Source organism: Pontibacillus litoralis JSM 072002 (assembly GCF_000775615.1).
In the GTDB taxonomy this organism is placed as follows: Bacteria; Bacillota; Bacilli; order Bacillales; family BH030062; genus Pontibacillus; species Pontibacillus litoralis.
This window is the reverse complement of the sequence record NZ_AVPG01000020.1, coordinates 1-22,239: the sequence shown is the minus strand read 5'-3', so window position 1 is coordinate 22,239 and position 22,239 is coordinate 1. Positions and strand designations below refer to the sequence as shown.

Annotated in this window: 21 protein-coding genes, 2 tRNA genes, 1 other RNA gene and 1 other annotated feature; of the genes, 16 read left to right on the top strand and 8 right to left on the bottom strand. The window is 39.4% G+C overall.

Going from position 1 to position 22,239, the window contains the following annotated elements:
* The first annotated feature begins 127 nt into the window (after nucleotides 1-127).
* The 4 genes from pdxS to N784_RS11925 all read left to right on the top strand — a co-directional run bounded on the left by pdxS (nucleotide 128) and on the right by N784_RS11925 (nucleotide 3,516).
* Nucleotides 128-1,012, top strand: a complete 885-nt coding sequence (pdxS, locus tag N784_RS11940; protein WP_036835200.1) for a pyridoxal 5'-phosphate synthase lyase subunit PdxS — start codon at nucleotides 128-130, stop codon at nucleotides 1,010-1,012.
* 35 nt (nucleotides 1,013-1,047) lie between these two features.
* Nucleotides 1,048-1,638 carry a pyridoxal 5'-phosphate synthase glutaminase subunit PdxT gene (gene pdxT / locus N784_RS11935; RefSeq protein WP_036835198.1) on the top strand — a complete coding sequence of 197 codons (591 nt, stop codon included), beginning with the start codon at nucleotides 1,048-1,050 and terminating at the stop codon, nucleotides 1,636-1,638.
* A gap of 38 nt (nucleotides 1,639-1,676) precedes the next feature.
* Nucleotides 1,677-1,901 (top strand) — a binding site (T-box leader).
* A 52-nt stretch (nucleotides 1,902-1,953) separates the two neighbouring features.
* The gene (gene serS / locus N784_RS11930; RefSeq protein ID WP_036835196.1) at nucleotides 1,954-3,231 is read left to right on the top strand and encodes a serine--tRNA ligase; all 1,278 of its coding nucleotides are present in this window, start codon (nucleotides 1,954-1,956) and stop codon (nucleotides 3,229-3,231) included.
* A 192-nt stretch (nucleotides 3,232-3,423) separates the two neighbouring features.
* Nucleotides 3,424-3,516 (top strand) — tRNA-Ser (locus N784_RS11925).
* A 146-nt stretch (nucleotides 3,517-3,662) separates the two neighbouring features.
* On the opposite strand, the gene N784_RS11920 is transcribed toward N784_RS11925, so the two are convergent.
* Nucleotides 3,663-4,343: a deoxynucleoside kinase gene (locus tag N784_RS11920; protein ID WP_036835194.1), complete on the bottom strand. Its 681-nt coding sequence runs from the start codon at nucleotides 4,341-4,343 to the stop codon at nucleotides 3,663-3,665.
* Nucleotides 4,340-4,981, bottom strand: a complete 642-nt coding sequence (locus N784_RS11915) for a deoxynucleoside kinase (RefSeq protein ID WP_036835191.1) — start codon at nucleotides 4,979-4,981, stop codon at nucleotides 4,340-4,342. The genes N784_RS11920 and N784_RS11915 overlap by 4 nt, the downstream gene beginning before the upstream one ends.
* A 167-nt stretch (nucleotides 4,982-5,148) precedes the next feature.
* Between N784_RS11915 and N784_RS11910 the strand changes: the two genes are divergently transcribed.
* A tRNA-Arg gene (locus tag N784_RS11910) sits at nucleotides 5,149-5,221 on the top strand.
* Nucleotides 5,222-5,270: 49 nt separating this feature from the next.
* On the opposite strand, the gene N784_RS11905 is transcribed toward N784_RS11910, so the two are convergent.
* The 4 genes from N784_RS11905 to N784_RS11890 form a co-directional block, all read right to left on the bottom strand.
* A complete protein-coding gene (locus tag N784_RS11905; RefSeq protein ID WP_036835269.1) occupies nucleotides 5,271-6,077 on the bottom strand; it encodes a carbohydrate ABC transporter permease in 807 nt (268 codons plus the stop codon).
* 42 nt (nucleotides 6,078-6,119) lie between these two features.
* Nucleotides 6,120-7,001, bottom strand: coding sequence for a carbohydrate ABC transporter permease (locus tag N784_RS11900; RefSeq protein ID WP_036835189.1), 882 nt, complete (start codon nucleotides 6,999-7,001; stop codon nucleotides 6,120-6,122).
* Between the two features lie 175 nt (nucleotides 7,002-7,176).
* Nucleotides 7,177-8,553: an ABC transporter substrate-binding protein gene (locus N784_RS11895; protein ID WP_036835187.1), complete on the bottom strand. Its 1,377-nt coding sequence runs from the start codon at nucleotides 8,551-8,553 to the stop codon at nucleotides 7,177-7,179.
* Nucleotides 8,554-8,601: 48 nt separating this feature from the next.
* The gene (locus N784_RS11890; protein ID WP_036835185.1) at nucleotides 8,602-9,717 is read right to left on the bottom strand and encodes an ABC transporter ATP-binding protein; all 1,116 of its coding nucleotides are present in this window, start codon (nucleotides 9,715-9,717) and stop codon (nucleotides 8,602-8,604) included.
* A gap of 429 nt (nucleotides 9,718-10,146) precedes the next feature.
* Here N784_RS11890 and acsA point away from each other — a divergent pair, with 429 nt between their 5' ends.
* Nucleotides 10,147-11,862, top strand: coding sequence for an acetate--CoA ligase (acsA, locus tag N784_RS11885; RefSeq protein ID WP_036835183.1), 1,716 nt, complete (start codon nucleotides 10,147-10,149; stop codon nucleotides 11,860-11,862).
* Nucleotides 11,863-11,931: 69 nt separating this feature from the next.
* Here the strand turns inward: acsA and hmpA are convergent, their stop codons facing one another.
* Nucleotides 11,932-13,167 carry an NO-inducible flavohemoprotein gene (gene hmpA, locus N784_RS11880; protein WP_036835180.1) on the bottom strand — a complete coding sequence of 412 codons (1,236 nt, stop codon included), beginning with the start codon at nucleotides 13,165-13,167 and terminating at the stop codon, nucleotides 11,932-11,934.
* A gap of 202 nt (nucleotides 13,168-13,369) precedes the next feature.
* Between hmpA and N784_RS11875 the strand changes: the two genes are divergently transcribed.
* The 3 genes from N784_RS11875 (at nucleotide 13,370) to N784_RS11865 (ending at nucleotide 15,972) form a co-directional block, all read left to right on the top strand.
* Complete coding sequence (locus tag N784_RS11875; protein ID WP_036835178.1) at nucleotides 13,370-13,822, top strand: Rrf2 family transcriptional regulator; 453 nt, start codon at nucleotides 13,370-13,372, stop codon at nucleotides 13,820-13,822.
* A 1-nt stretch (nucleotide 13,823) separates the two neighbouring features.
* Complete coding sequence (locus tag N784_RS11870) at nucleotides 13,824-15,113, top strand: purine/pyrimidine permease (protein ID WP_036835176.1); 1,290 nt, start codon at nucleotides 13,824-13,826, stop codon at nucleotides 15,111-15,113.
* A gap of 79 nt (nucleotides 15,114-15,192) precedes the next feature.
* Nucleotides 15,193-15,972, top strand: a complete 780-nt coding sequence (locus N784_RS11865; RefSeq protein WP_036835174.1) for a DUF3891 family protein — start codon at nucleotides 15,193-15,195, stop codon at nucleotides 15,970-15,972.
* Nucleotides 15,973-16,124: 152 nt separating this feature from the next.
* Here N784_RS11865 and N784_RS11860 read toward each other — a convergent pair whose 3' ends face one another.
* Entirely contained in the window at nucleotides 16,125-17,414 is a 1,290-nt protein-coding gene (locus N784_RS11860; protein WP_036835172.1) for a glycoside hydrolase family 18 protein, read from the bottom strand.
* Between the two features lie 312 nt (nucleotides 17,415-17,726).
* Between N784_RS11860 and tadA the strand changes: the two genes are divergently transcribed.
* From tadA to N784_RS11830, 7 genes are all read left to right on the top strand, one after another.
* Nucleotides 17,727-18,221 (top strand): tRNA adenosine(34) deaminase TadA, encoded by a 495-nt coding sequence (tadA, locus tag N784_RS11855; RefSeq protein ID WP_036835170.1) that lies wholly within the window; start codon nucleotides 17,727-17,729, stop codon nucleotides 18,219-18,221.
* A 91-nt stretch (nucleotides 18,222-18,312) separates the two neighbouring features.
* Nucleotides 18,313-18,578: signal recognition particle sRNA large type (gene ffs / locus N784_RS16350), an RNA gene on the top strand.
* Between the two features lie 141 nt (nucleotides 18,579-18,719).
* Nucleotides 18,720-20,417 carry a DNA polymerase III subunit gamma/tau gene (gene dnaX, locus N784_RS11850; protein ID WP_036835168.1) on the top strand — a complete coding sequence of 566 codons (1,698 nt, stop codon included), beginning with the start codon at nucleotides 18,720-18,722 and terminating at the stop codon, nucleotides 20,415-20,417.
* Between the two features lie 13 nt (nucleotides 20,418-20,430).
* A complete protein-coding gene (locus N784_RS11845; RefSeq protein WP_036835167.1) occupies nucleotides 20,431-20,745 on the top strand; it encodes a YbaB/EbfC family nucleoid-associated protein in 315 nt (104 codons plus the stop codon).
* Nucleotides 20,746-20,819: 74 nt separating this feature from the next.
* Entirely contained in the window at nucleotides 20,820-21,416 is a 597-nt protein-coding gene (gene recR, locus N784_RS11840) for a recombination mediator RecR (RefSeq protein WP_036835164.1), read from the top strand.
* 17 nt (nucleotides 21,417-21,433) lie between these two features.
* Nucleotides 21,434-21,643, top strand: coding sequence for a YaaL family protein (locus tag N784_RS11835; protein ID WP_036835268.1), 210 nt, complete (start codon nucleotides 21,434-21,436; stop codon nucleotides 21,641-21,643).
* Between the two features lie 68 nt (nucleotides 21,644-21,711).
* Entirely contained in the window at nucleotides 21,712-21,978 is a 267-nt protein-coding gene (locus tag N784_RS11830; protein ID WP_036835163.1) for a pro-sigmaK processing inhibitor BofA family protein, read from the top strand.
* Nucleotides 21,979-22,239 lie beyond the last annotated feature (261 nt).

The window sequence follows — 22,239 nt, the reverse complement described above, 5'->3', positions numbered from 1 at the left end:
CCTCTTATACGATACAATAGAATGTGGAATCCAAATGTTCTGATAAGTTTAGGATGTTTTTGATATATTGTTTATCCAAGATTCACGAAACTAAATAGTATGTATAGATAACTGGGAGGAATTCATAATGTCAACAACAGGTACCGATCGTGTTAAACGTGGTATGGCAGAAATGCAAAAAGGCGGCGTTATTATGGACGTCGTAAACGCAGAGCAAGCTAAGATTGCAGAGGAAGCAGGCGCAGTAGCTGTAATGGCGCTTGAGCGTGTACCTGCTGATATTCGTGCAGCTGGCGGGGTAGCTCGTATGGCAGACCCTACTATCGTAGAAGAGGTAATGAACGCCGTGTCTATACCAGTAATGGCGAAAGCACGAATTGGACATATTGTCGAAGCGCGTGTTCTAGAAGCTATGGGTGTAGATTATATTGACGAGAGTGAAGTATTAACTCCTGCTGATGAAGTATTCCATATTAAGAAAGATGACTATACTGTTCCGTTCGTGTGTGGCTGCCGTAATATTGGGGAAGCAACTCGCCGTATTGCAGAAGGTGCTTCGATGCTACGTACGAAAGGAGAACCTGGTACGGGTAATATTGTAGAGGCAGTGCGTCATATGCGTGAAGTACAATCGCAAATTCGTCAAGTGGTGAATATGTCTGAAGATGAGCTTATGACATTCGCAAGAGATCACGGAGCTCCATACCAGCTTTTATTCCAAATTAAAGAAGAAGGCCGTCTGCCAGTAGTAAACTTTGCTGCAGGTGGTATTGCTACTCCAGCTGATGCGGCGTTAATGATGCAGTTAGGAGCTGACGGTGTATTCGTAGGATCTGGTATTTTCAAATCGAACAATCCGAAACAATTTGCTCGCTCGATTGTTGAAGCTACAACGCATTACGATGACTATAAGTTAATTGGGGAGCTCTCTAAAGGATTAGGAACTCCGATGAAAGGGATAGAGATGTCCACATTATCGCCTGAATCACGTATGCAAGATCGTAGCGAATAAATGATCTATCATTCGACATTAAAGGAGTATGCATCATGACGAAAATTGGTGTATTAGGTTTACAAGGTGCTGTTCGTGAGCATATTCGTTCGTTAGAGGCGAATGGAGTAGAAGGCATTGTTATAAAGCGTGTGGAACAATTACAGGACATAGATGGACTTATTCTTCCAGGTGGGGAAAGTACGACGATGCGCCGTCTAATTGATAAATATGAATTTCTGAAACCATTACAGCAATATGCCAAGAGTGGTAAGCCGATGTATGGCACGTGCGCAGGTTTAATTATGCTAGCGAAGCATATAGAAGGATCTGACTTTGGTCATTTGCAAGTAATGGATGTTACTGTGGAGCGCAATGCTTTTGGCCGTCAAGTAGCAAGCTTTGAAGCTGAGCTTAATATAAAAGGGATAGCAGATAAATATGAAGCTGTCTTCATTCGTGCTCCATATATTGTAGAGGCTAGCGATGCTGTAGAAGTGTTAGCTACGTATGATGGAAAAATTGTAGCAGCACAACAAGGGACGTTACTAGCAAGTGCATTCCATCCAGAATTAACGGATGATCATCGTTTTACAGGGCATTTCGTGAAAATGGTAGAGGAATCCAAGAAAACACTTGCATCATGACGAGAAATTAGCTATATTAATGGGACAATCAACCTATACGAAACGCGATGATAGGAAATAGTAACAATGTTTCTTTCTCCAGAGAGCTGGTGGTTGGTGTGAACCAGTGAAGGAAGTTGTGAATCCATCCTAGAGCTGATATGCTGAATGTTAAGTAAGTGTATCCGGTGTTTTGCGCCGTTATTCATCAACAGAGCCGGGAGATAAGCATGTTTATTTCCAAGTAGGGTGGCATCGCGGGAAATACAACTCTCGTCCCTTTTTATAATAGGGATGGGAGTTTTTTTTATGTAATAATCAAAGGAGGAAACCATCATGTTAGATTTAAAGCATTTACGTAGTAACTTTGAAGAAATTAAAGGATTGTTGCAAAAACGAGGAGAAGACTTATCGGATTTAGCAAAGTTTGGCGAGCTAGATGAGCGCCGTCGTGACTTAATTCGTGAAACAGAAGAGCTTAAAGCGAAGCGTAATGGAGTGTCTAAACAAATTTCAACAATGAAAAAAGAGAAAAAAGACGCAGATGACCTAATTAAGGAAATGCGTGAAGTCGGAGATAAAATTGCAGCGTTTGATACTCAATTGAAAGAAGTAGAGCAAGAGTTAGAATTGTTACTACTTTCTATACCAAATATTCCACATGAAAGTGTTCCAGTTGGTGAGGATGAAGATGACAACGTGGTAGTGCGCAAATGGGGTGATATCAAAACGTTTGCATTTGAACCGAAAGCACATTGGGATATTGCAGCTGAGCTGGATATTGTCGATTTTGAGCGTGCATCTAAAGTAACAGGCAGCCGCTTTGCTTTTTATAAGAAACTCGGTGCGCGTTTGGAAAGAGCGCTTATTAGCTTTATGATGGATCTACACGCCGAAGAGCACGGTTACGAGGAAATGATTACACCACAAATGGTGAATCGCACAAGTATGACTGGTACAGGACAGCTGCCTAAATTCGAAGAGGACGCTTTTAAAGTAGAGGAATGGGATTACTATTTAGTACCGACAGCGGAAGTACCAGTAACCAACTATCATCGTGAAGAAATTCTAGATGTGGCAGAGCTTCCAAAGAAATATGTAGCCTTTAGCACAAACTTCCGCTCTGAGGCAGGATCAGCCGGTCGTGATACACGCGGATTAATAAGACAGCATCAGTTTAATAAAGTAGAGCTTGTGCAATTTGTGAAGCCAGAGGATTCTTATGACGTTTTAGAACTGCTTACAGGGCATGCGGAGAAAGTGTTGCAGCTTTTACAATTACCGTACCGAGTGATGAGCATGTGTACAGGAGATTTAGGCTTTACAGCAGCTAAGAAATACGATATTGAAGTATGGCTTCCAAGCTATAACACGTATCGAGAAATTTCTTCTTGTTCAAACTTTGAAGACTTCCAAGCTCGCCGTGCTGGCATACGCTTCCGTCGTGAGAAGCAAAGCAAGCCAGAATTTGTTCATACATTAAACGGTTCTGGATTAGCGGTAGGTAGAACGGTTGCAGCTATATTAGAAAATTATCAGCAAGAAGACGGTTCAGTTATTATTCCAGAAGTGCTTCGTCCATATATGGGTGGTAAAGAAGTTATTACTTTATAACACGAATAAACCGCGAGAATGTCACACGCCTTCTTGCGGTTATTTCTTTTTCGAAAAAGATTGATTTGCATCCGGATATTCGATACAATCGACATTGTAATTACGTCGACTTTATTCGTCATCTTTTTCGAAAAAATGATATAGATTGTTGACACTTATTTAAATCAATGATATAGTATTACTTGTCGTTACGGAGGAGTACCCAAGCCCGGCTGAAGGGATCGGTCTTGAAAACCGACAGGGGGTTAACGCCCCGCGGGGGTTCGAATCCCTCCTCCTCCGCCATTTTTTATGCGCGTAAAAATTGGAGATTGAAAATCGTTTGTCGTAACGATTTTACTTATAACATAGAAGGCATCTGGTTATCAGGTGTCTTTTTTTATGATAAAAAACAGACGGATATGCACCTTAAAGGGTATATCCGTCCTTTTTTAAAGGGATTGTCGAGAAGTCCATTTACGTGAATGTTGAATGAAATGACCGATTTTCTCTAATACAGGATCGATGGAGTTTTCACTTTCCATAATGTCATAATCAGCAATATTGACCCGAAGGACAGGACATGCATTAAAGTTATTAATCCAATTCTCATAACGCTCATGCATCTCTTTCCAGTAATCGATTGGTGTTTGTTGTTCCATAGCACGACCGCGTTCTTGAATACGTGTATAAATCTCTTCAAAGGATCCTTCTAAATAAATAAGCAAGTCAGGATGAGGGAAGTATGGCGTCATCACCATTGCATCAAACAACGCTTTGTACGTTTCGTAATCCACTTCATTCATGGTCCCTTTTTCGTAGTGCATCTTGGCGAAGATGCCTGTATCCTCGTAAATGGAACGGTCTTGAATAAATCCCCCACCATATTCAAAGATTTTCTTCTGTTCTTTAAAGCGCTCTGCTAAGAAATAGATTTGTAAATGAAAGCTCCAACGTTCAAAATCATCATAAAATTTATCTAAATAAGGGTTCGTATCGACTTTCTCTAGTGATGTACGAAAGTTTAACGCATTGGCTAACGCGCTTGTCATCGTTGATTTTCCTACCCCGACGGTTCCAGCAATCGTAATGACCGCATCGCTAGGAATTCCGTATTCATTTCTTCGACTCAATTCGATTCCTCTCCTTTTGCTACATGCTTCTCTACGATATCGATAATATGTGTCAAATCATCTCGGTATTTCATGAAATCTAGCTTATTTCCATCTAAATGAATAACAGGGATATCCGGATGATCTAGCTCAAATTTCGTCATAAATCGCTCATAATCGGCAGAAAGTTGTTCTAGGTAGCTAGCCTGTATATTTTGTTCAATGTCTCTTCCTCGCTTCTCAATACGCTTTAACAACGTATTAAGGTTCGCGTTTAAGTAGATGATAATATTAGGTTTTGGCATATCTTTCGTCAAAATATCATATATTTGTACATACTTTTCAAATTGATGAGTTTTTAGCGTTTGTTCTGCAAAAATTAAATTTTTGGATATGTGGTAATCAGCAATAACAGCTCGCTTGTTAGTTAAATGTTTTTGTTCGATATCTTCTAATTGCTTATATCGATTGCAAAGAAAAAACATTTCCGTTTGAAAACTCCACTCTTCAATATCGTCATAAAACTTTCCGAGAAATGGGTTCTCTTCGACAATTTCTTTTAATAACGTAAATTGAAAATGGGAGGCTAATTGATTGGCAAGGGATGTCTTTCCAACTCCAATTGGTCCTTCAATCGCAATAAATGGCGTTTGCCCCATACCTTCTCCTCCTTTGTATAAATTGAGTATATTCGCTTCGCTCTGACAGACAAATCTTATTTTATCACAACCGATGGATTGCCGTAACAAGGAAAAATGAGAGAAGATACATGGAATAGGCTTTTACATTTATTTCTTTTCTAGTATAATAGATAAGTGATAATAATGGCTCCGTAGCTCAGGGGATAGAGCATGGGTTTCCTAAACCTTGTGTCGCAGGTTCGAATCCTGCCGGGGTCGTACAACGAAAAAACGACATTCTTCCATTAGAGAGAAGAATGTCGTTTTTTTATTTCAGCCCAGCGTGCATAAAGCTGTTAATAAATTGACGTTGAAAAATGATAAAGGCTATGAGTAATGGAAGGATAACGAATAACATTCCTGCTGTTACAGTTGCCCAGTTTGCACCAGACTCTGATGAAGCAGAGAATACAGATAACCCTACTGTTAATGGTCGGTTTTCTTCTGAGTTCGTTACGATCAATGGCCATAAATAATTATTCCAGTGGAAGCTACCTACCGTTAATGTGAGTGCAGTAAGGGTAGGTTTAGCCATTGGAATATAAATTTTTGTTAAAATATTCCACATGCTTGCACCTTCCATTTTTGCTGATTCGTCAAACTCAATTGGAACTTGTTTGAACGTTTGGCGTAGCAAGAAGATGCTGAAGGCTGATGCAAAGTAAGGTAGCATGACAGCGATTTTCGTATCAATGAGTCCGAAATCGGAGATGATTTCATAGTTAGGTGCTATAAGAACATCTGCCGGGATCATTAATTGAACGATAAATAAAACGAATAGCACATTTTTACCAAGGAATTCTAGTCTAGCAAAGGCGTACGCTGCTAGTACAGATGTTACGAGCTGCACGCAAAGAATGCCGACTACAATAATAATGGTTGCAATGTAATAGGAGCCAAAAGGAGCTTCATTCCATGCATTAACAAAGTTCTCAAATGTGATACCAGATATGTCGAATAGACCTTTATACACGTCGTTTGCTGGTCTAAAGGCGATGGAAATGGACCACATCAATGGAATAATCCATACAAACGACAATAAAATAATGCAGGCTGTACTGAAGACGTGTATGATTTTGTCTTTTGTCGTATTCAAGTTTGTCTTCCTCCTTCTTTATTAATAGTGAATTTTACGATCAAGTACAAAGAAGTTAATTAACGAGATGGCTAACAGAACGACAATCAAAATGACACTCGCAGTAGCCGCTATTCCTATGTCTCCAAACGTGAAACGGTTTTGATAGATGTAGTAAAGAATTAAGTTACTTGCATTGTTCGGTCCACCTTCTGTCATAACGAAGATGTGATCAACGGTTTTGACCGAGTTGGTTAATGCAATGATGAATACAAATAATGTTGTCGGCATTAATAGAGGGAACGTTAGCTTACGGAATACATAACCGTTCGATGCGCCTTCCATGCTTGCTGACTCATAAATGTGATTCGGGATGTTCTGCAATCCTGCCAGGAAGAAAATCATGAAGAATCCTGCTTCCTTCCAAATCGTTAAGATGATCATGGCTGGCATAACCCAAAGTTCACTTTGTAGCCAAGGAATATCTGGTAATCCAAAGAAATCCGCAAAGCGTGTGTACAAGCCGAAATCTGGTTGGTAAATAAATAACCAAATGTTTGCTACGGCTACAAGTGGGATTACAGTCGGGTAGAAGTAGGATGTTTTCATCCATTGATTAATACGCGTCACTTTATTTAATTTAACTGCCATGAACATCGCTAGCATAATACTCGTTGGAACGGTACCGATGGCGAAGATAAGGTTATTCCATAGTACTTTTTGGAATACGTCATCTTGCAGTAAGTATTTATAGTTATCTAGCCCGACAAATGCTCCTTCAGGGCGTAGATTATCTTTCAAATAAAAGCTGTCATGAATCGACAATAGAGTTGGATAATACGTAAACAAGATGAGAAATATTAACGCTGGTAATAAAAATAAATACCCATACATGTTTACTTTAAGTGTTTGTTTCTTAAACATAGCTACACTCCTGTTTTACTACCTAAGATAGGTTACTCACCGCTTTCAATCAGGCTAATAAAAGAGAGGGACTGACTTCATATATACTAAACCGATTCCTGAAGAAAAGATGGTTAGTATTATGCATTTGGTCAGCCCCGGTCTCTTACCTTATGTTGGCTATTAGAAAGATGGATTAAAAGCCTTTCAAAGCTCTTTCTGCATTTTCTTGAGCATCGTTCATTGCATCTTCTACAGATTTCGAACCTGTAATAACAGCATCAATTTCATCACTGAATGCTCGTGTTACTTTACCGTTATTGTGCGTTGCCAGCTCAGCGCCAGCCTCTTCTAATTGGTCACGTGCTACGGCAGCTTCAGGGAACTCTTCTACATATGCTTTTAATTCAGGTGTTTCATATGCAGATTTCGTAACACCAATATAACCACTTGCCATACTCCAGTCTGCTGCAATCTCTGGAGAAGTTAAGAATTTAATGAATTCCCAAGCAGCATCTTTGTTCTCTTGAGGAATGTCTTTAAAGATGTAAAGGTTTCCTCCACCTAAGTTCGTGCGATCTCCACCATTTGTTGGTAGCATGGATACGCCAAAATCAAATTCAGCTTTCTCTTTAACGTTTGTTAAGCTTCCAGTTGAGTGAACCATCATCGCCGTGTTACCTGCTAGGAAGTTTGTAGGAATGTCTCCCCATCCTTGAGGTCCTTCAGGCATTATCTTGTGCTCATGTGCTAAGTCATAGAAAAATTGAACAGCTTCAATAGTCTTAGCATCGTTAAATGCAACTTCAGTACCTTCAGGGTTTGCAAGTTCTACCCCATTTTGTAGTGCGAAAGGCTGTATATTCCAGTATCCCATAGGTCCTCCCATTGGTACTTGAAGACCCCAACGAGTCACTTCGCCATTTTCTTCTTTTACTAGTTTTTGACCTGCTTCTACTAATTCATCCCAAGTTTCAGGAGCTTTCTCTACGCCTGCTTCTTTAAGTACTTCTTTGTTGTAATACAATACTTGAGTAGAACGTTGGAATGGAAGGCTATAACGCTTACCACCAATTTCCGATCCATCTAAAAGTGCAGGGTAAAAATCATCGATAAAGCTTTCGTCTTCTTGTGCGATAAACTCATCTACTGGTTCAACGTAATCAAGATCTGTTAAATCAAAAATGTCTGTTTGTAGGAAAATTCCTAAGTCAGGAGAATTTCCTGCTTCTGTTGCCGTTTTCGCTTTTGTTAACGTATCTGCATAACTACCAGCGAAAACAGGATTTACAACAATCTTGCCTTCGTTTTGTTGGTTGAATTGTTCTACATAACTTTCAACCTTTTCAGCGATTGCGCCACCGACACTTACAGGATAATAAAACTCTAATTCTACTGGTTTATCACTACTTACTTCTTCACTAGCTTCCTCTGTTTCTTTATTTGCTTCCTCAGATTTCGTCTCATCTTCAGAACTAGATGCGTCTTCTGATGAGCCACATGCCGTTATCGTAAATAACGTTAATAACAATACAAACACTAAGGCAAATAATGATTTATTATTTGTTTTCATAACTAAATTCCTCCCTCAACATCTGTTTTTTTATTGGTGGTTCATGAATCAATTTGCTGAAAGTTGGTAGTGATCAGCTAATCGTTCTTCTGTATCTGCATCAAATACATGCATAACTTCAGGTTTCAATTGCAGGGAAATCGTATCACCTGTTTGATATGTATATTGATCGAACAGTTTCGCATTCCACATGTTATGCTCATCAAAGGTATAGAAAATTAAGCTTTCTTTGCCTAATACTTCTGTGTTTGTGACAGTGAAGGAATACGAATATTCATCTCCTTCATTTCCTAAAGTGATTTCTTCAGGGCGTACACCTATCAATAGTTTCTTCCCTACATATTCTTGTAAGGCGATGTTCTCATCATGAGAAAGAATGATAGAGTGTTGTTCTGTCATGAGCTGTAGCTTCCCACCTTCATTAGACAGCACACCTTGAGTAAAATTCATTGGTGGTGAACCAATAAACCCTCCTACAAAACGGTTAATTGGCTTGTTGTATACATCAACAGGAGCACCAATTTGTTGCACTTGACCATCTTTCATAACAACAATCTTGTCCCCCATTGTCATTGCTTCTACTTGATCATGGGTGACATAGATCATAGTTGCTTTTAATTTTTGCTGGAGTTCTTTAATTTCTGAACGCATCTTTGTTCTTAGCTTAGCGTCTAAGTTGGATAGAGGTTCGTCCATTAAAAATACTTCAGGTTCTCGAACTAATGCTCGACCTATTGCGACACGTTGCTTCTGTCCACCAGAAAGTTCACCAGGTTTTCGATTTAGTAAATTTTCTAATTGTAGTATTTTAGCAGCTTTCTCAACTTCTTGTTTAATGATGTTCTTATTAACTTTTCTAACCTTCATACCAAATGCGATGTTCTCGAAAACAGACATATGGGGATATAGCGCATAGCTTTGAAATACCATCGCCATATTACGGTTTGATGAGTGTGTATCATTTAAACGTGTTCCATTTAGGATAAGATCACCACTTGAAATCGATTCTAATCCAGCAATCATTCGTAGTGTCGTTGATTTTCCGCAACCAGAAGGACCGACAAGAACGACAAATTCACCATCGTTTACTTGTAAGTCTATTTGATCGACAGCTAAATGGTCGGTAAATTGCTTAGTTAATTTGTTTAATTGTAATTGTCCCATTTTGTGCCTCCTTTCTTCCAAAGCATTTTCTATATTACCGCTTAAATGTTAATGCTAAGTAAAGGAATAGTATGATTTACCTAAATATATTAAAACTGAGGCAAGTAACATAAAATATTATATTAATATATTAGGAAGTTATTTTTTTGTTTATTAGTCACCAATAATATTATTTTAATATATTAAAAAGTGTTAATAACAACCATTTCATTCATTGATAATGTTAAGGTAGCGTAAACTCCGTGGATAATAAAGTAATATATTGTGTGGAAAGTGGTATAGTTAATTGTTTTTTCCATGAGCATTGTATGATTCTTCGCTCTTTAAAAATGTATAAAAATAACTTATACTATAATTAGTTGACTTTTTAGAAAATTTAAAAGTTTTCGTGTGAAGAGGTTGTTTTACAAAATCAGGTGAGGTGATGGTATGAACATGGAGCGAATCGGAGTAAAAGAAGGGAACTATCATTTATCGAATTACGACAAAACCTATCAACAATTTGATTGGGATGAAGTGAAACAAGCATTCAGTTGGTCTCGTACTGGTAAAGTGAATATTGCGTATGAAGCAATTGATCGACATGCGGAGAATCCAATGAAAACAGATCAAGTAGCGCTGATCTATTCCTCCCCTGATCGAGAAGAAACATATACATTTTCAGATTTAAAACAATCGAGTAATCAATTTGCCAATGTGTTAAAAAAATATGGAATTGAGAAAGGGGACCGGGTGTTCATTTTTATGCCTAGAAGTCCTGAATTTTATTCGGCGTTTTTTGGTATTTTGAAAGTTGGTGCAATAGCTGGGCCGCTCTTTGAAGCGTTCATGGAGCAAGCGGTCCGGGACCGGTTAGAAGATAGTGAAGCGTCTATGCTAGTGACGACACCTGAATTGTTAGAGCGTGTGCCACATAAGGAATTGGCTCATTTGAAACAAATTGTATTAGTCGGGGAAGATGATAATAAGGAAGGATCTTTTATTGATTTTCATGAAGAGATGAATCAAGCTTCCAAAAGTTTCGATGTGGAGTGGGTTGATTTAGAGGATGGAATGTTGCTTCACTATACTTCTGGCTCTACTGGAAAACCAAAAGGGGTTTACCATGTACATCATGCGATGATTCAACATTATCAGACAGCTAAATGGGTACTAGATTTGCATGAAAATGATGTGTATTGGTGTACCGCAGATCCAGGTTGGGTGACAGGAACAAGTTATGGAATTTTTGGGCCGTGGTTAAATGGCGTAACGAATGTAGTCGTTGGTGGCCGTTTTAGTCCGGAAAATTGGTATAAAACGTTGCAAGATTATGAAGTGACCGTCTGGTATTCTGCTCCAACTGCATTTCGCAAGCTGATGAGTGCAGGAAGTCAAGCGATAGAGCCGTTTGATTTATCGAAACTTCGTCATATAACGAGTGTCGGAGAGCCTTTAAATCCAGAAGTAATTGTGTGGGGGCTAGAAGCGTTTAAGCTCCGTATTCATGATACGTGGTGGATGACCGAAACAGGAGCGCAAGTGATTTGTAATTATCCTGCTATTGATATAAAGCCAGGTTCAATGGGAAAACCGGTACCGGGTGTCGTTGCTTCTATTATTGATAATGAAGGAAATGAACTACCGCCTAATCAAATGGGGAACTTGGCAATAAAAGCACCTTGGCCATCGATGATGAGGGCAATTTGGAAACGTCCAGAGAAATATGAAAGTTATTTCTTAAATAATTGGTACATTTCGGGTGACAGCGCTTACTATGATGAAGAAGGATATTTCTGGTTTCAAGGTCGACTTGATGATGTCATTAATACATCAGGTGAGCGCGTTGGTCCATTTGAAGTAGAGAGTAAGTTAATTGAACACCCTGCTGTTGCAGAAGCGGGAGTCATCGGTAAACCTCATCCAGAAAGAGGAGAAATTATTAAAGCGTTTATTACATTAAATGAAGGATATGTACAATCAGATGAGTTGCTAGACGATATCCGGCAGTTTGTAAAGAAAGGGTTAAGTGCACATGCCACTCCTCGAGAATTAGAAGTAAAGGACAGCATTCCGAAAACACGCAGCGGGAAAATCATGCGGCGTTTATTAAAATCGTGGGAATTAGGATTGCCAACAGGAGATGTATCGACGCTAGAAGAATAAAGCCGTCCATAATGGAAAGTAGAAACACGGCACTCGGTTGAAGAGGGCCGTGTTTCTCTCCTGTTTGATTTATGCTAGTCCTTCTTCTGGACCAAAGAATTCATGGTGTATGGACGTCTGAGGAACATTCCATTCTGTTAAGCATTGGTTGATATGCTTCATAAATCCACCCGGTCCACATAAGTAATAGTCCCCATCGTTAGAAGGTAGAATGGATTGTAGCCAAGCTAAGTCAATCAACCCTTCTTTATCGAAGTTGTTATTCGCTCGATCTTCAGCAGTTGGTTGATGGTAGCAAGTAAAGACGTGTACTTGCTCTAGCTTGTTCCATTCGTTCATTTTCTCCTGGAATGCTTGAACCTTCCCATTTTGTGCGGCATGAATGAAGTAGATTGCTCGCTTTGGTTGGGTTTTAATTGTCGTTTCCAACATGCTAACAAGTGGTGTAAGCCCAACCCCTCCACTAATTAAAACAAGTGGCTTCTCTTCTTCTTTATTTAATATGAAGTCCCCAGCTGGTGCTGTTATTGGTAACACATTTCCTACATTTATAGATTCATGTAAGTAAGTGGACACGACGCCTGCTGGTTGATGATCTGTTCCACCTTCTTTTTTCACGCTAATACGATAATAGTCGCCACCAGGAGCTACGGATAGACTGTATTGACGTAAGTGTACATAGTCATATCCAGGAACGGTTACTTTTACGGTAATGTATTGGCCAGCGCTAAATGCTGGCAATACGTCTCCATCAACAGGCTTTAAGTAAAAGGAGGTAATGACGTCGCTTTCTTTTACTTTCTGAACAATTTCAAAGTCTTTGAAACCGTTCCAACCACCTTCTGCTTCTGTTACTTCTTGATACATTTCTTTCTCCACTTGTATAAATACGTCCGCTATGACGCCATAGGCAATTCCCCATGCGTGAATTACTTCATCTGTAGCGGCATCGCCTAGCACATCTTTCATTGCTAATAGTAAATGCTCGCCGACAATTGGATATTGTTCTGGTTTCACATTTAAACTACGGTGCTTATGTCCAATTTGCTTTACTACAGGATAAATGGCATCTAGCTGGTCAATATAGTTCGCAGCAGCAAAGACTGTGTTTGCGAGTGCTTTTGGCTGTTTTCCAAGTCGTTGGTTTGTTTGGTTAAAAATATTTTTAAGTTCCGGATGATTTTGAAACATTAATTCATAAAATCGTTTTGTGATGGCCTCTCCGTGTTCTGCTAATACAGGTACAGTTGATTTGACAATGGCAATGGTTTGCTCATCTAATACTTGTTTTGTTTTGGACCCCATAATAAAAATACCCCCTCAAATATTTAAAACATGTATTTAAAATACATGTTTATTGTAATGTTAGACGATACATAGTGCAATGCGTTTTTTGAAACAAGTTGTGTCAATGTTGTTAACACTTGAAGGTCGTTTATTCTTTTTATTTTTGATATGATAGGTGGGTATTATACGGTTAAATTTACTAAAGTAGGAGCGTGATCGCATGCGTCTGAAAAAATATACAGACTATGCGTTAAGAGTATTGATTTATACGGGATCTGTAAAAGGGGATAAGCTTGCGTCTATTAAAGAAATTTCAGAAGTATTTCATATATCGACGAATCATTTGAGTAAGATTGTGTATCAATTAGGGAAGATGGAGCTTATTGAAACAGTCCGCGGAAGAAGTGGTGGTATTCGATTAGCGAAAGCACCCGAAGATATCAACATAGGTACAGTTGTTCGACAAATGGAAGAGGATTTTCTTTTAATGGAATGTTTCGACCGGGATACGAATCAATGCGTCATTACCCCTTCTTGTCACTTAAAGCATGTGTTAAATGAAGCGTTAAGCGCTTTTTTAGCAGTGTTGGATCAATATACACTACAAGATATATTAGCTAATCATGCAGAGTTACGTGTATTAATGGATCTCGATGAAGGGGAGGAGTTATAAAGTGAAAGGGAATAGTGCTTGGCGTGCGACGTCATTAGAAACGTTACAATGGTTGATTTTCTTCCTTGCGAGTTCTGTTGCCTTGCCGATTGTAGTAGGAGCGATGTTTGCACTGGATAGTCAAGAGGTTGCGGGATTAATGCAACGAACGCTTTTCGTAGTAGGGTTAGCCTCTCTTTTGCAAGGGTTGTTTGGGCATCGGCTCCCGGTGATGGAGGGACCAGCCGGCATTTGGGTAAGTATATTTGCGGTAATGGCGACAACGGCTGCACAGCATGGTGATTCACCCATACATACGTTGCAAGTGTTGCAGTTTGCGATTATTTTAACAGGTATCTTCCTGTTTTTGTTCGGTGTCATGCGCTTATCGAGCCGTGTGTTATTCTTTTTCACCCCTTTAGTTACTGGGGGTTTTTTGTTTTTGTTAACGGTGCAATTAAGTGGGACATTTTTGCAAGGAATGTTAGGGATTACGTCTGACTCTCCCGCCATTCAACCAGTTGCCTCCATTGTTGCTTTTTTAACGTTTTTCTTCGTATTAGGTATGTCGATTTTTGGACAAGGATGGCGAAAAAGCTATGCAGTATTAATTGGTATTGTTATTGGTTGGATATTGTATGCAGGTTGTATCGGTGTAGAATCGTCTAGTACTGGCAATATCGCCGTTTTTTCTGTGCCGGAGTTATTTGCTTGGGGTTTACCTGTGTGGGATTTAGGTGTTGTGCCAATTGCATTCATGACAGCGGTTATTTTGTTGTCGAATCTTGTTGCTGCCCTCGTTGGTGTCAGTGATGCAGTTTACGATAAGCCGAATTATACATATGAGCAGATGAATAAAGGTAGTATGATGGTCGGAATCTCTCATGGTTTATCTGGGATTTGGTCAACCATTGCGAATGTCCCGTTAGCCTCTTCTGCTGGTTTTATTGAGTTAACAGGGCAAAAGCGGAAGAAGCCATTTTTATATGCATCCGTTGTGTTAATGGTTTTAGCTTTCTTCCCGCCGATGGTACAATTCATTTCGCAAATTCCAGCTCCTGTCGCTAATGCAGCTTTGTTAGCGACGTTTGTCCAATTAATGGGATTAGGGTTACGTAATATTGCTAGTGAACCGTTCGATCAGCGTAGATTAACTATATTAGCGGTCTCTTTTTTAATTGGTATAGGTATCATGTTCTTACCTTCTGAAGCATTTACTGGATTCCCCTCTGTATTGCAAAATATTGCTAGTAATGGACTTTTAGTTGGGACCCTCCTTATTATGATACTAGAACGTACTTGGAAAGAGTAATTTTTGCGCTGTTTTGCCCTTTTTAAAAAAGGAATTTGGTCTAGGAAAGGAGAAGGAGAGTAACAGGAGGGATGGGACTATGATTGTTATGGCAGATGACCAACAAATTCTTGTCTTTGAACAACATCATCATGCTTTGGCCTCTGGGGTTATGGCGAAAATGTGGAATGGTACTTTTCCAAATGAAGCTTTGCGTCAACACGTTGAATATGCAATTGCTTATCACGACCGAGGATGGATTCCGTTAGACCAAACGCCTATTTGGAATGCTGAGCAGCAACAGCCGTATTCATTTATGGATTATCCAATGAAAGAGAAGTTGCAGCGATATGATGAAGGGATTACGGATGTGGAACGACAGTCTCTGTACGCAGGATATTTGTGTAGCTTGCATTTTTGTTCTTTTTTTCCGAAAGAATCGAAGGATAAAAATATCGCGGCGTTTTTATATAGAGAGAATGAGCGGCAGCGTTTGCTTTGGGATAAGCTTTACGGGAGCATAACTGAAGAAGAGGTGGAGGTTCATTTTCCCTTGCTTCAGTTTTGTGACGATTTGTCTTTATATTGTTGTATGAATGTTCCTGGTGTTTCGAAAGAAGAAGAATTGTCCTGGTTTCGGGGCGGGTTTCGGCAAGTGTTTCCCTCATTTCCCAATGGCATGATAGCGCGTTGGGATAATGAACAAACGGTGAGCGTTGATCCATTTCCTTTTCGAGCTCCATTTCGCATAGATTTCCCGTACAAACGTGTATCACGGCGTTTAATAAATACAAATGGCTGGGAACGCGCCTTCGAACTAGGAGAATATTCCCGTCGTCTAGTCTCGTTTGTTCCTTCTTGTTCTAGTACTTTCAATTAGAATGAGAATACGGCTTGTGTTGTTGGATTAGAAGAAGTGTAATTGATTGTTTTAAAGAGCTAGGGCACTTCCGCTTTCGTTATCTTTTCCTCCGTTATTCGTCATTATGTAAGGCTAGCATCTGATAAAGATGCTAGCCTACGAGATGGCATTTAAACGATTTTGGATACATTAAATTGACTCTCTAATAATTCCCAATTTTGTGGGAAGTTTAAGCCGAGCTTCCAATAACTCATTCCTTTTAAATTCAGTTCCTTCACAAGGTCGAATTTAGCCTGGATAGAGCGAGCGTCTTCAAACCAAACTTCATGATTTCTCCCTTGTTCATCTACATACGTATAATAAGGAGCTTGCGCTTTGTTGTCATATTGGATGGCTACATTGTATTTTCTTGCGCGTTGAATGGCTTGTTGAGGGCTAATCGCTTCTGCAGGATCCCCGCCTGCTACGTATGGAAGTGTCCAATCGTAGCCGTATAAATTTTGGCCTAAGAAAATCTTCTCTGACGGCATGACGGATAGGGCATATTCGACCACCTTACGAACAGGACCAATAGGCGATACAGCCATAGGAGGACCACCACTATATCCCCATTCATAGGTCATTAATACGACAAAATCAGCAATTTCCCCATGCGCTTTATAATCATGTGCCGTGTACCATGCCCCTGTTTGTTGTGCACTTGTTTTTGGTGCTAAAGCTGTCGACATTTGTAATCCCGATTTTGATAGTTGTTGCTTTGCTTTTCGCAAAAATCGATTGTAATCTTCACGATTCTCTGGTGGTAAAAACTCAAAGTCGAAATGGACATCTGTATATCCTTTTGCTTGAGCAATTTCGATAATATTTTTGAGAAGTGTATCTTGAAATGCCGTATCCGTAACAATTTTTCCGCCTAAATCTTTATTAAATCCCCCTTCTTTTAAATTGGTAACCACTAGCATCATGGCAACGTTATTTTGTTTGGCGATATTGAAATAGTTATTTAATGGTGGTGGTTGTAAAGAACCATCCTCCTTGATTTGGTAACTGAATGGACCTAAGTAGGTTAAGGAACGCATGTGCTCTTGTACGTACTCTTCTAATGCAGGTGATACTTTTCCGCCATATGATTCAGCGTAGCCGTTAAACGCTGCAGATGTTTTAGGACTAGGGGGAATGTATAAACGTAATCCAATAGGTAAAACACTTTGTGTAGGGATGTTATTTATCGCTGCTAGCTCATCGACGGTCATATTGAACTGTGAAGCAACTTTATACAAACTGTCTCCCGGCTTAAGAAAATAATATTGACCAACTATCGGAATAACAAGTGCTTGGCCAACGACTAATTGGTCGGGATTATCTAGTTCGTTTGCTACAATTATTTCGTTCATCGTAATACTGTATTGGTTTGCGATGCTATAAATGCTTTCCCCCGGCTTAACTACATGAATTTGCACCTTTGTGGCCCCCTTCTTAGCAATTATCTCTATAAAGACTTATGAAAGGGAGAGCAAAAGTATGTTTACGAGGATAGGAAAGTTTGTTTTACTTATACTAGAAGCAATTTCATAATTGTTTAGTTCAACTGAATATCGGAACGAATGTATTAATTTCTAATTCGGATGTTTGTAAGAAAAGACGGTCATGTCCGTAGAAAGTGTCCTAAAGCAATATTTTTACCCATATAGATTCGTCCAGATTTCAATAAGGATGTTTGAATTATGGAATTTACTCACTAAGGAATAACTAATCAAAAAGTGGTGGCCTATATGAATGATGAATATTATATGGAGCTTGCAATGGAGGAAGCGAAAAAAGCAGCACGTATCGGTGAAGTGCCGATAGGAGCAGTAATCGTAAAAGACGATGAAGTCATTGCGACGGGATACAACAAAAGAGAACATACACAGAAAGCTTCTTCTCATGCAGAATTTATTGCGATTGAACGAGCGAATAGTGTGATAGGAAGTTGGCGTCTGGAAGAATGTACATTGTATGTTACCCTTGAACCATGCCCGATGTGCGCGGGTGCTATATTGCAATCGAGAATTCCGCGTGTTGTGTTTGGCGCTTATGATCCAAAGGCTGGGTGTACAGGTACACTAATGAATTTATTGCAAGATGAGAGATTTAATCATCAAGCAGAGGTTGTGCCGGAAGTCATGCAGGAACCATGCGCTCTATTATTAACGACTTTTTTTCGTCATCTTCGAGAAGAAAAAAAGCGAGTAAAACAAAATAAATGTCAATGTGGTGGAAATTAACAATCATTAAACGTTGCATTTTCCGTAAATAGTATATATACTGGAGTATGCACATTAAAAAATGTGTTGATACAAATGGATAACAACTTTGCCGTGCTAGGTGGGGAGGTAGCGGTGCCCTGCACTTGCAATCCGCTATAGCAAGGCTGAATTCCCGCCCTAGGTGGGATGGTTTTAAGGTCTGCCTTAAGTAATTGGTGTTGACACCTTGGTCCTGCACAATGGAGACCCGTGAACCCTGTCAGGTCCGGAAGGAAGCAGCAGTAAGCGGTATTCTTCATGTGTTGCGGGGTAGCCTGGGTCGAGCCATGACCTTAAGTAACGCTTAAGACCATCTCATCGAAGGTGGGTGCACGGCGTATACATAATAGCAACTCACCTTAACGGGTGAGTTTTTTTAATGGAGTAAATGTGAATATAGTGTCTAGGTTTACACATTGAAAAGGACGACTGTATTTAGGTATAATAGGGAAGAAACCGTAAAGGAGAACGAGGACGATGAGCTATCAGGCATTGTATAGAGTATGGCGGCCGAGAGGTTTCGCAGATGTCGTCGGACAATCACATATCACTCGCACGCTGCAAAATGCGATTGTTCAGGATAAGTTTTCGCATGCCTATTTGTTCTCGGGACCAAGAGGAACAGGGAAAACGAGTGCGGCTAAGATTTTTGCGAAAGCCGTAAACTGTCAACGAAGACCTGTTAAAGAGCCGTGTAATGAATGTGATGCGTGTCGAGGCATTCAGGATGGATCTATTTCTGACGTCATTGAAATTGATGCAGCTTCAAACAACGGTGTTGAGCAAATTAGGGATATTCGGGATAAAGTAAAGTATGCCCCGAGCGCTGTTACGTATAAAGTGTACATTGTGGATGAGGTGCACATGCTTTCTATTGGAGCGTTTAATGCTTTATTAAAAACGTTAGAAGAGCCACCGCAACACGTTATCTTTATATTAGCGACAACAGAACCGCATAAAATTCCCCTAACGATTATTTCCCGTTGCCAACGTTTTGACTTTAAACGGATTAATCAAACTGCTCTAGTAGAACGTATGCAATATATTGTAGAGCAAGAAGGCCTCTCTGTAACTACAGAAGCTCTTGGGGCAATTGCGTTAGCAGCTGAAGGTGGAATGCGTGATGCGTTAAGCTTGTTAGATCAGGCCATTTCATACAGTGAAGATGAAGTAAGAATAGAAGATGTGTTAGCTGTAACAGGCTCTGTTTCTCAGCAGAAATTGACGGACATTATTCAATCACTGCTAGCTAATGAAGTGAAAGAAGCGTTACAATTTGTTGATGAGCTTATTCGAGAAGGGAAAGACCCAGGTCGGTTTATTTTTGATTTAATTTATTATTTGCGGGATTTATTACTGTACCAAAGTGCACCTGGTCTAGAGAATATTCTAGAAAGAGCTATTCCAGATGAAGGTTTCAAGGCGTTGAGTGAACAATTACAAGCCAGTTGGATCCAACAAACGATTACGGTGTTGAATCAATGTCAGCAGGAAATGAAGTGGACCAATAGCCCGAAAGTATTTATTGAAATTGCAATGTTAAATATATGTGATATACAAGTAAATCAACCGAATGCACCTCCAACGGCATTAGAACCTGAGGGGATTCAACAGTTAAAACAAAAAGTAGATTCATTAGAGAGAAAACTAGCCGATATGCACGAACAGGGAGTACCTGCACAAGGGGTGCAACAAGTAGAGAAAAAGCCTCAACGAATGAATCGACGGAATCAATATAAAATTCCTTATGAGCGTATTCGCCATGTGATGGATGAAGCTTCCAAGCAAAGCTTGAAAACCATTCAAACGAAGTGGGCCAGCTTTATGGATGCGCTTAGACAGAAAAGCGCGCCTGCGCACGCTCGCTTAATGAACAGTAAACCGAGAGCAGCTTCAGATAAGGCCATTGTTCTATCTTTTGAATATGAAATTCACTGTTCATTAGCATTGGAAAATCAAGATATTATACAATCTTTATTGGCTGAATTTATGGGCAATGAGACTACAATTATTCCGATTCCAGAAGATAAGTGGCAAGAATTAAGAGAAGAATATGTAAGACAACGCCATAAAGATGAGGAAGAAAAAGAAGGTACTGTGCAACAAGAAGATCCTGTCGTAGCAGAAGCAAGAAAGCTGGTTGGCGATAGCTTATTAGAAATTCAAGAAGATTAAAGGAGGAATTAGCATGAAAGGTAATATGAAGAATATGATGAAACAAATGCAACAAATGCAAAGGAAGATGGAGAAGGCTCAAGAAGAACTGCACGAAATGACATTTGAAGCTACAGCAGGTGGCGGCATGGTGAAAGTAGTTGCTAAAGGGACGAAAGAAATTGTAGATGTGGAAATTCAAGAAGATGTGGTAGACCCAGATGATATTGAAATGCTACAAGACTTAATTATAGCGGCTACTAACGATGTGATTAAGCAAGTAGATGATAAAACAAATGCAACGATGGGCCAGTTTACAAAAGGATTGAACATGCCAGGAATGTTTTAATTATAGAAAAACAGCTGCTACGCGTAAAGTGTAGCATTGTTTTTTCTTGCTATAGGCATTGGAGGAAGCGGAAAATGTATTATCCAGAACCTATTTCTAAATTAATTGACAGCTTTACGAAATTGCCAGGGATAGGCCCCAAAACGGCTGCGCGCCTGGCTTTTTTTGTGTTGGAAATGCAAGAAGATGACGTATTAGATTTTGCAAAAGCTTTAGTGAGCGCGAAACGAGAGTTAACCCATTGTGTGGTATGTGGTCATATTACAGATCAAGACCCTTGCGCTATTTGTCAAGACAACCAACGAGACCCTTCTGTCATTTGTGTTGTGCAAGATCCGAAAGATGTTATTGCGATAGAGAAAATGAAAGAGTTTAGTGGTAAATATCATGTGCTGCATGGTGCTATATCACCTATGGATGGTATTGGACCGGAGGATATTAATATATCAAGCTTAATTAGCCGCTTGAAAGACGAAGAAGTAGAAGAACTAATTGTTGCTACGAACCCTAACATTGAAGGAGAAGCTACAGCAATGTATATTTCAAGATTAGTTAAGCCTGCTGGTGTTCGTGTGTCTCGGATTGCGCATGGTTTGCCGGTAGGTGGGGATTTAGAATATGCAGATGAAGTGACACTTTCGAAAGCATTAGAAGGAAGAAGAGATATTTAGTGGAGAAGGGGATCTTCATGATCAAGCGCAAAAGAATAAAGAAAGAATACGATCAGCAATTATTAGAGGAAATTAGGCAACTAAAGCAAGAGTGGATGAGTTTAAAAAAAATTATGGACTGTAGTGTGGATGCAAGTGAATTTGGTCAGTGTGATTTAGCAATTGCAAGAGTTAAATATTTATATTTGTTAAATGAAGCAAGGAAACGTAACATACGTGCTCAATAACTAGGCATGCCTCTCCCTTTTCGTTCATATAGTAACAATAAGGACGAGCAAAAAGGAGGGGTTTCTAATTGGGATCTATTTTTATTATCTTGGCTATTTCCTTACTCATAGGAGGACTATTAATAGTAGGAACACCATTGCGACCGATGAAATATATTGCCAATGGAGCTATTAAAGTAGTCATTGGTGTATTTATATTATTCTTCTTCAATGTATTTGGGGCGTCTATAGGCTTACACGTACCTATTAACGTGTATACGGCCAGTGTTTCCGGATTATTAGGTATTCCTGGTTTAATGTCACTAGTAGCGATTCAAATGTTTGTTGTATCTTAATTCATGTGACCATTCTAGCTTAAAAGTAGTAGCTAGAGTGGTTTTTGATTGTTTTACTAATTATTTTAAAAGAAATTTTAAAAATGTGTTGCATTAATGATTTATACGTGTTAAATTATTAATTGTCGCTTCAAACGAGGCGGAACAAACAATCGAAAACACTTCAAAACTTTTAAAAAAGTTGTTGACGAAGATTCGATAAAATGTTATATTAGTTAAGTCGCCGAAATAAGCGACGCAAACGAAAGACATTACGAACTT

Coding starts and splice junctions, on each gene's coding strand:
- pdxS (WP_036835200.1), top strand. CDS start 128: ATGTCAACAACAGGTACCGATCGTGTTAAACGTGGTATGGCAGAAATG.
- pdxT (WP_036835198.1), top strand. CDS start 1,048: ATGACGAAAATTGGTGTATTAGGTTTACAAGGTGCTGTTCGTGAGCAT.
- serS (WP_036835196.1), top strand. CDS start 1,954: ATGTTAGATTTAAAGCATTTACGTAGTAACTTTGAAGAAATTAAAGGA.
- N784_RS11915 (WP_036835191.1), bottom strand. CDS start 4,981: ATGGGGCAAACGCCATTTATTGCGATTGAAGGACCAATTGGAGTTGGA.
- N784_RS11900 (WP_036835189.1), bottom strand. CDS start 7,001: ATGTTTAAGAAACAAACACTTAAAGTAAACATGTATGGGTATTTATTT.
- N784_RS11895 (WP_036835187.1), bottom strand. CDS start 8,553: ATGAAAACAAATAATAAATCATTATTTGCCTTAGTGTTTGTATTGTTA.
- N784_RS11890 (WP_036835185.1), bottom strand. CDS start 9,717: ATGGGACAATTACAATTAAACAAATTAACTAAGCAATTTACCGACCAT.
- acsA (WP_036835183.1), top strand. CDS start 10,147: ATGAACATGGAGCGAATCGGAGTAAAAGAAGGGAACTATCATTTATCG.
- hmpA (WP_036835180.1), bottom strand. CDS start 13,167: ATGGGGTCCAAAACAAAACAAGTATTAGATGAGCAAACCATTGCCATT.
- N784_RS11875 (WP_036835178.1), top strand. CDS start 13,370: ATGCGTCTGAAAAAATATACAGACTATGCGTTAAGAGTATTGATTTAT.
- N784_RS11865 (WP_036835174.1), top strand. CDS start 15,193: ATGATTGTTATGGCAGATGACCAACAAATTCTTGTCTTTGAACAACAT.
- tadA (WP_036835170.1), top strand. CDS start 17,727: ATGAATGATGAATATTATATGGAGCTTGCAATGGAGGAAGCGAAAAAA.
- dnaX (WP_036835168.1), top strand. CDS start 18,720: ATGAGCTATCAGGCATTGTATAGAGTATGGCGGCCGAGAGGTTTCGCA.
- N784_RS11845 (WP_036835167.1), top strand. CDS start 20,431: ATGAAAGGTAATATGAAGAATATGATGAAACAAATGCAACAAATGCAA.
- recR (WP_036835164.1), top strand. CDS start 20,820: ATGTATTATCCAGAACCTATTTCTAAATTAATTGACAGCTTTACGAAA.
- N784_RS11835 (WP_036835268.1), top strand. CDS start 21,434: ATGATCAAGCGCAAAAGAATAAAGAAAGAATACGATCAGCAATTATTA.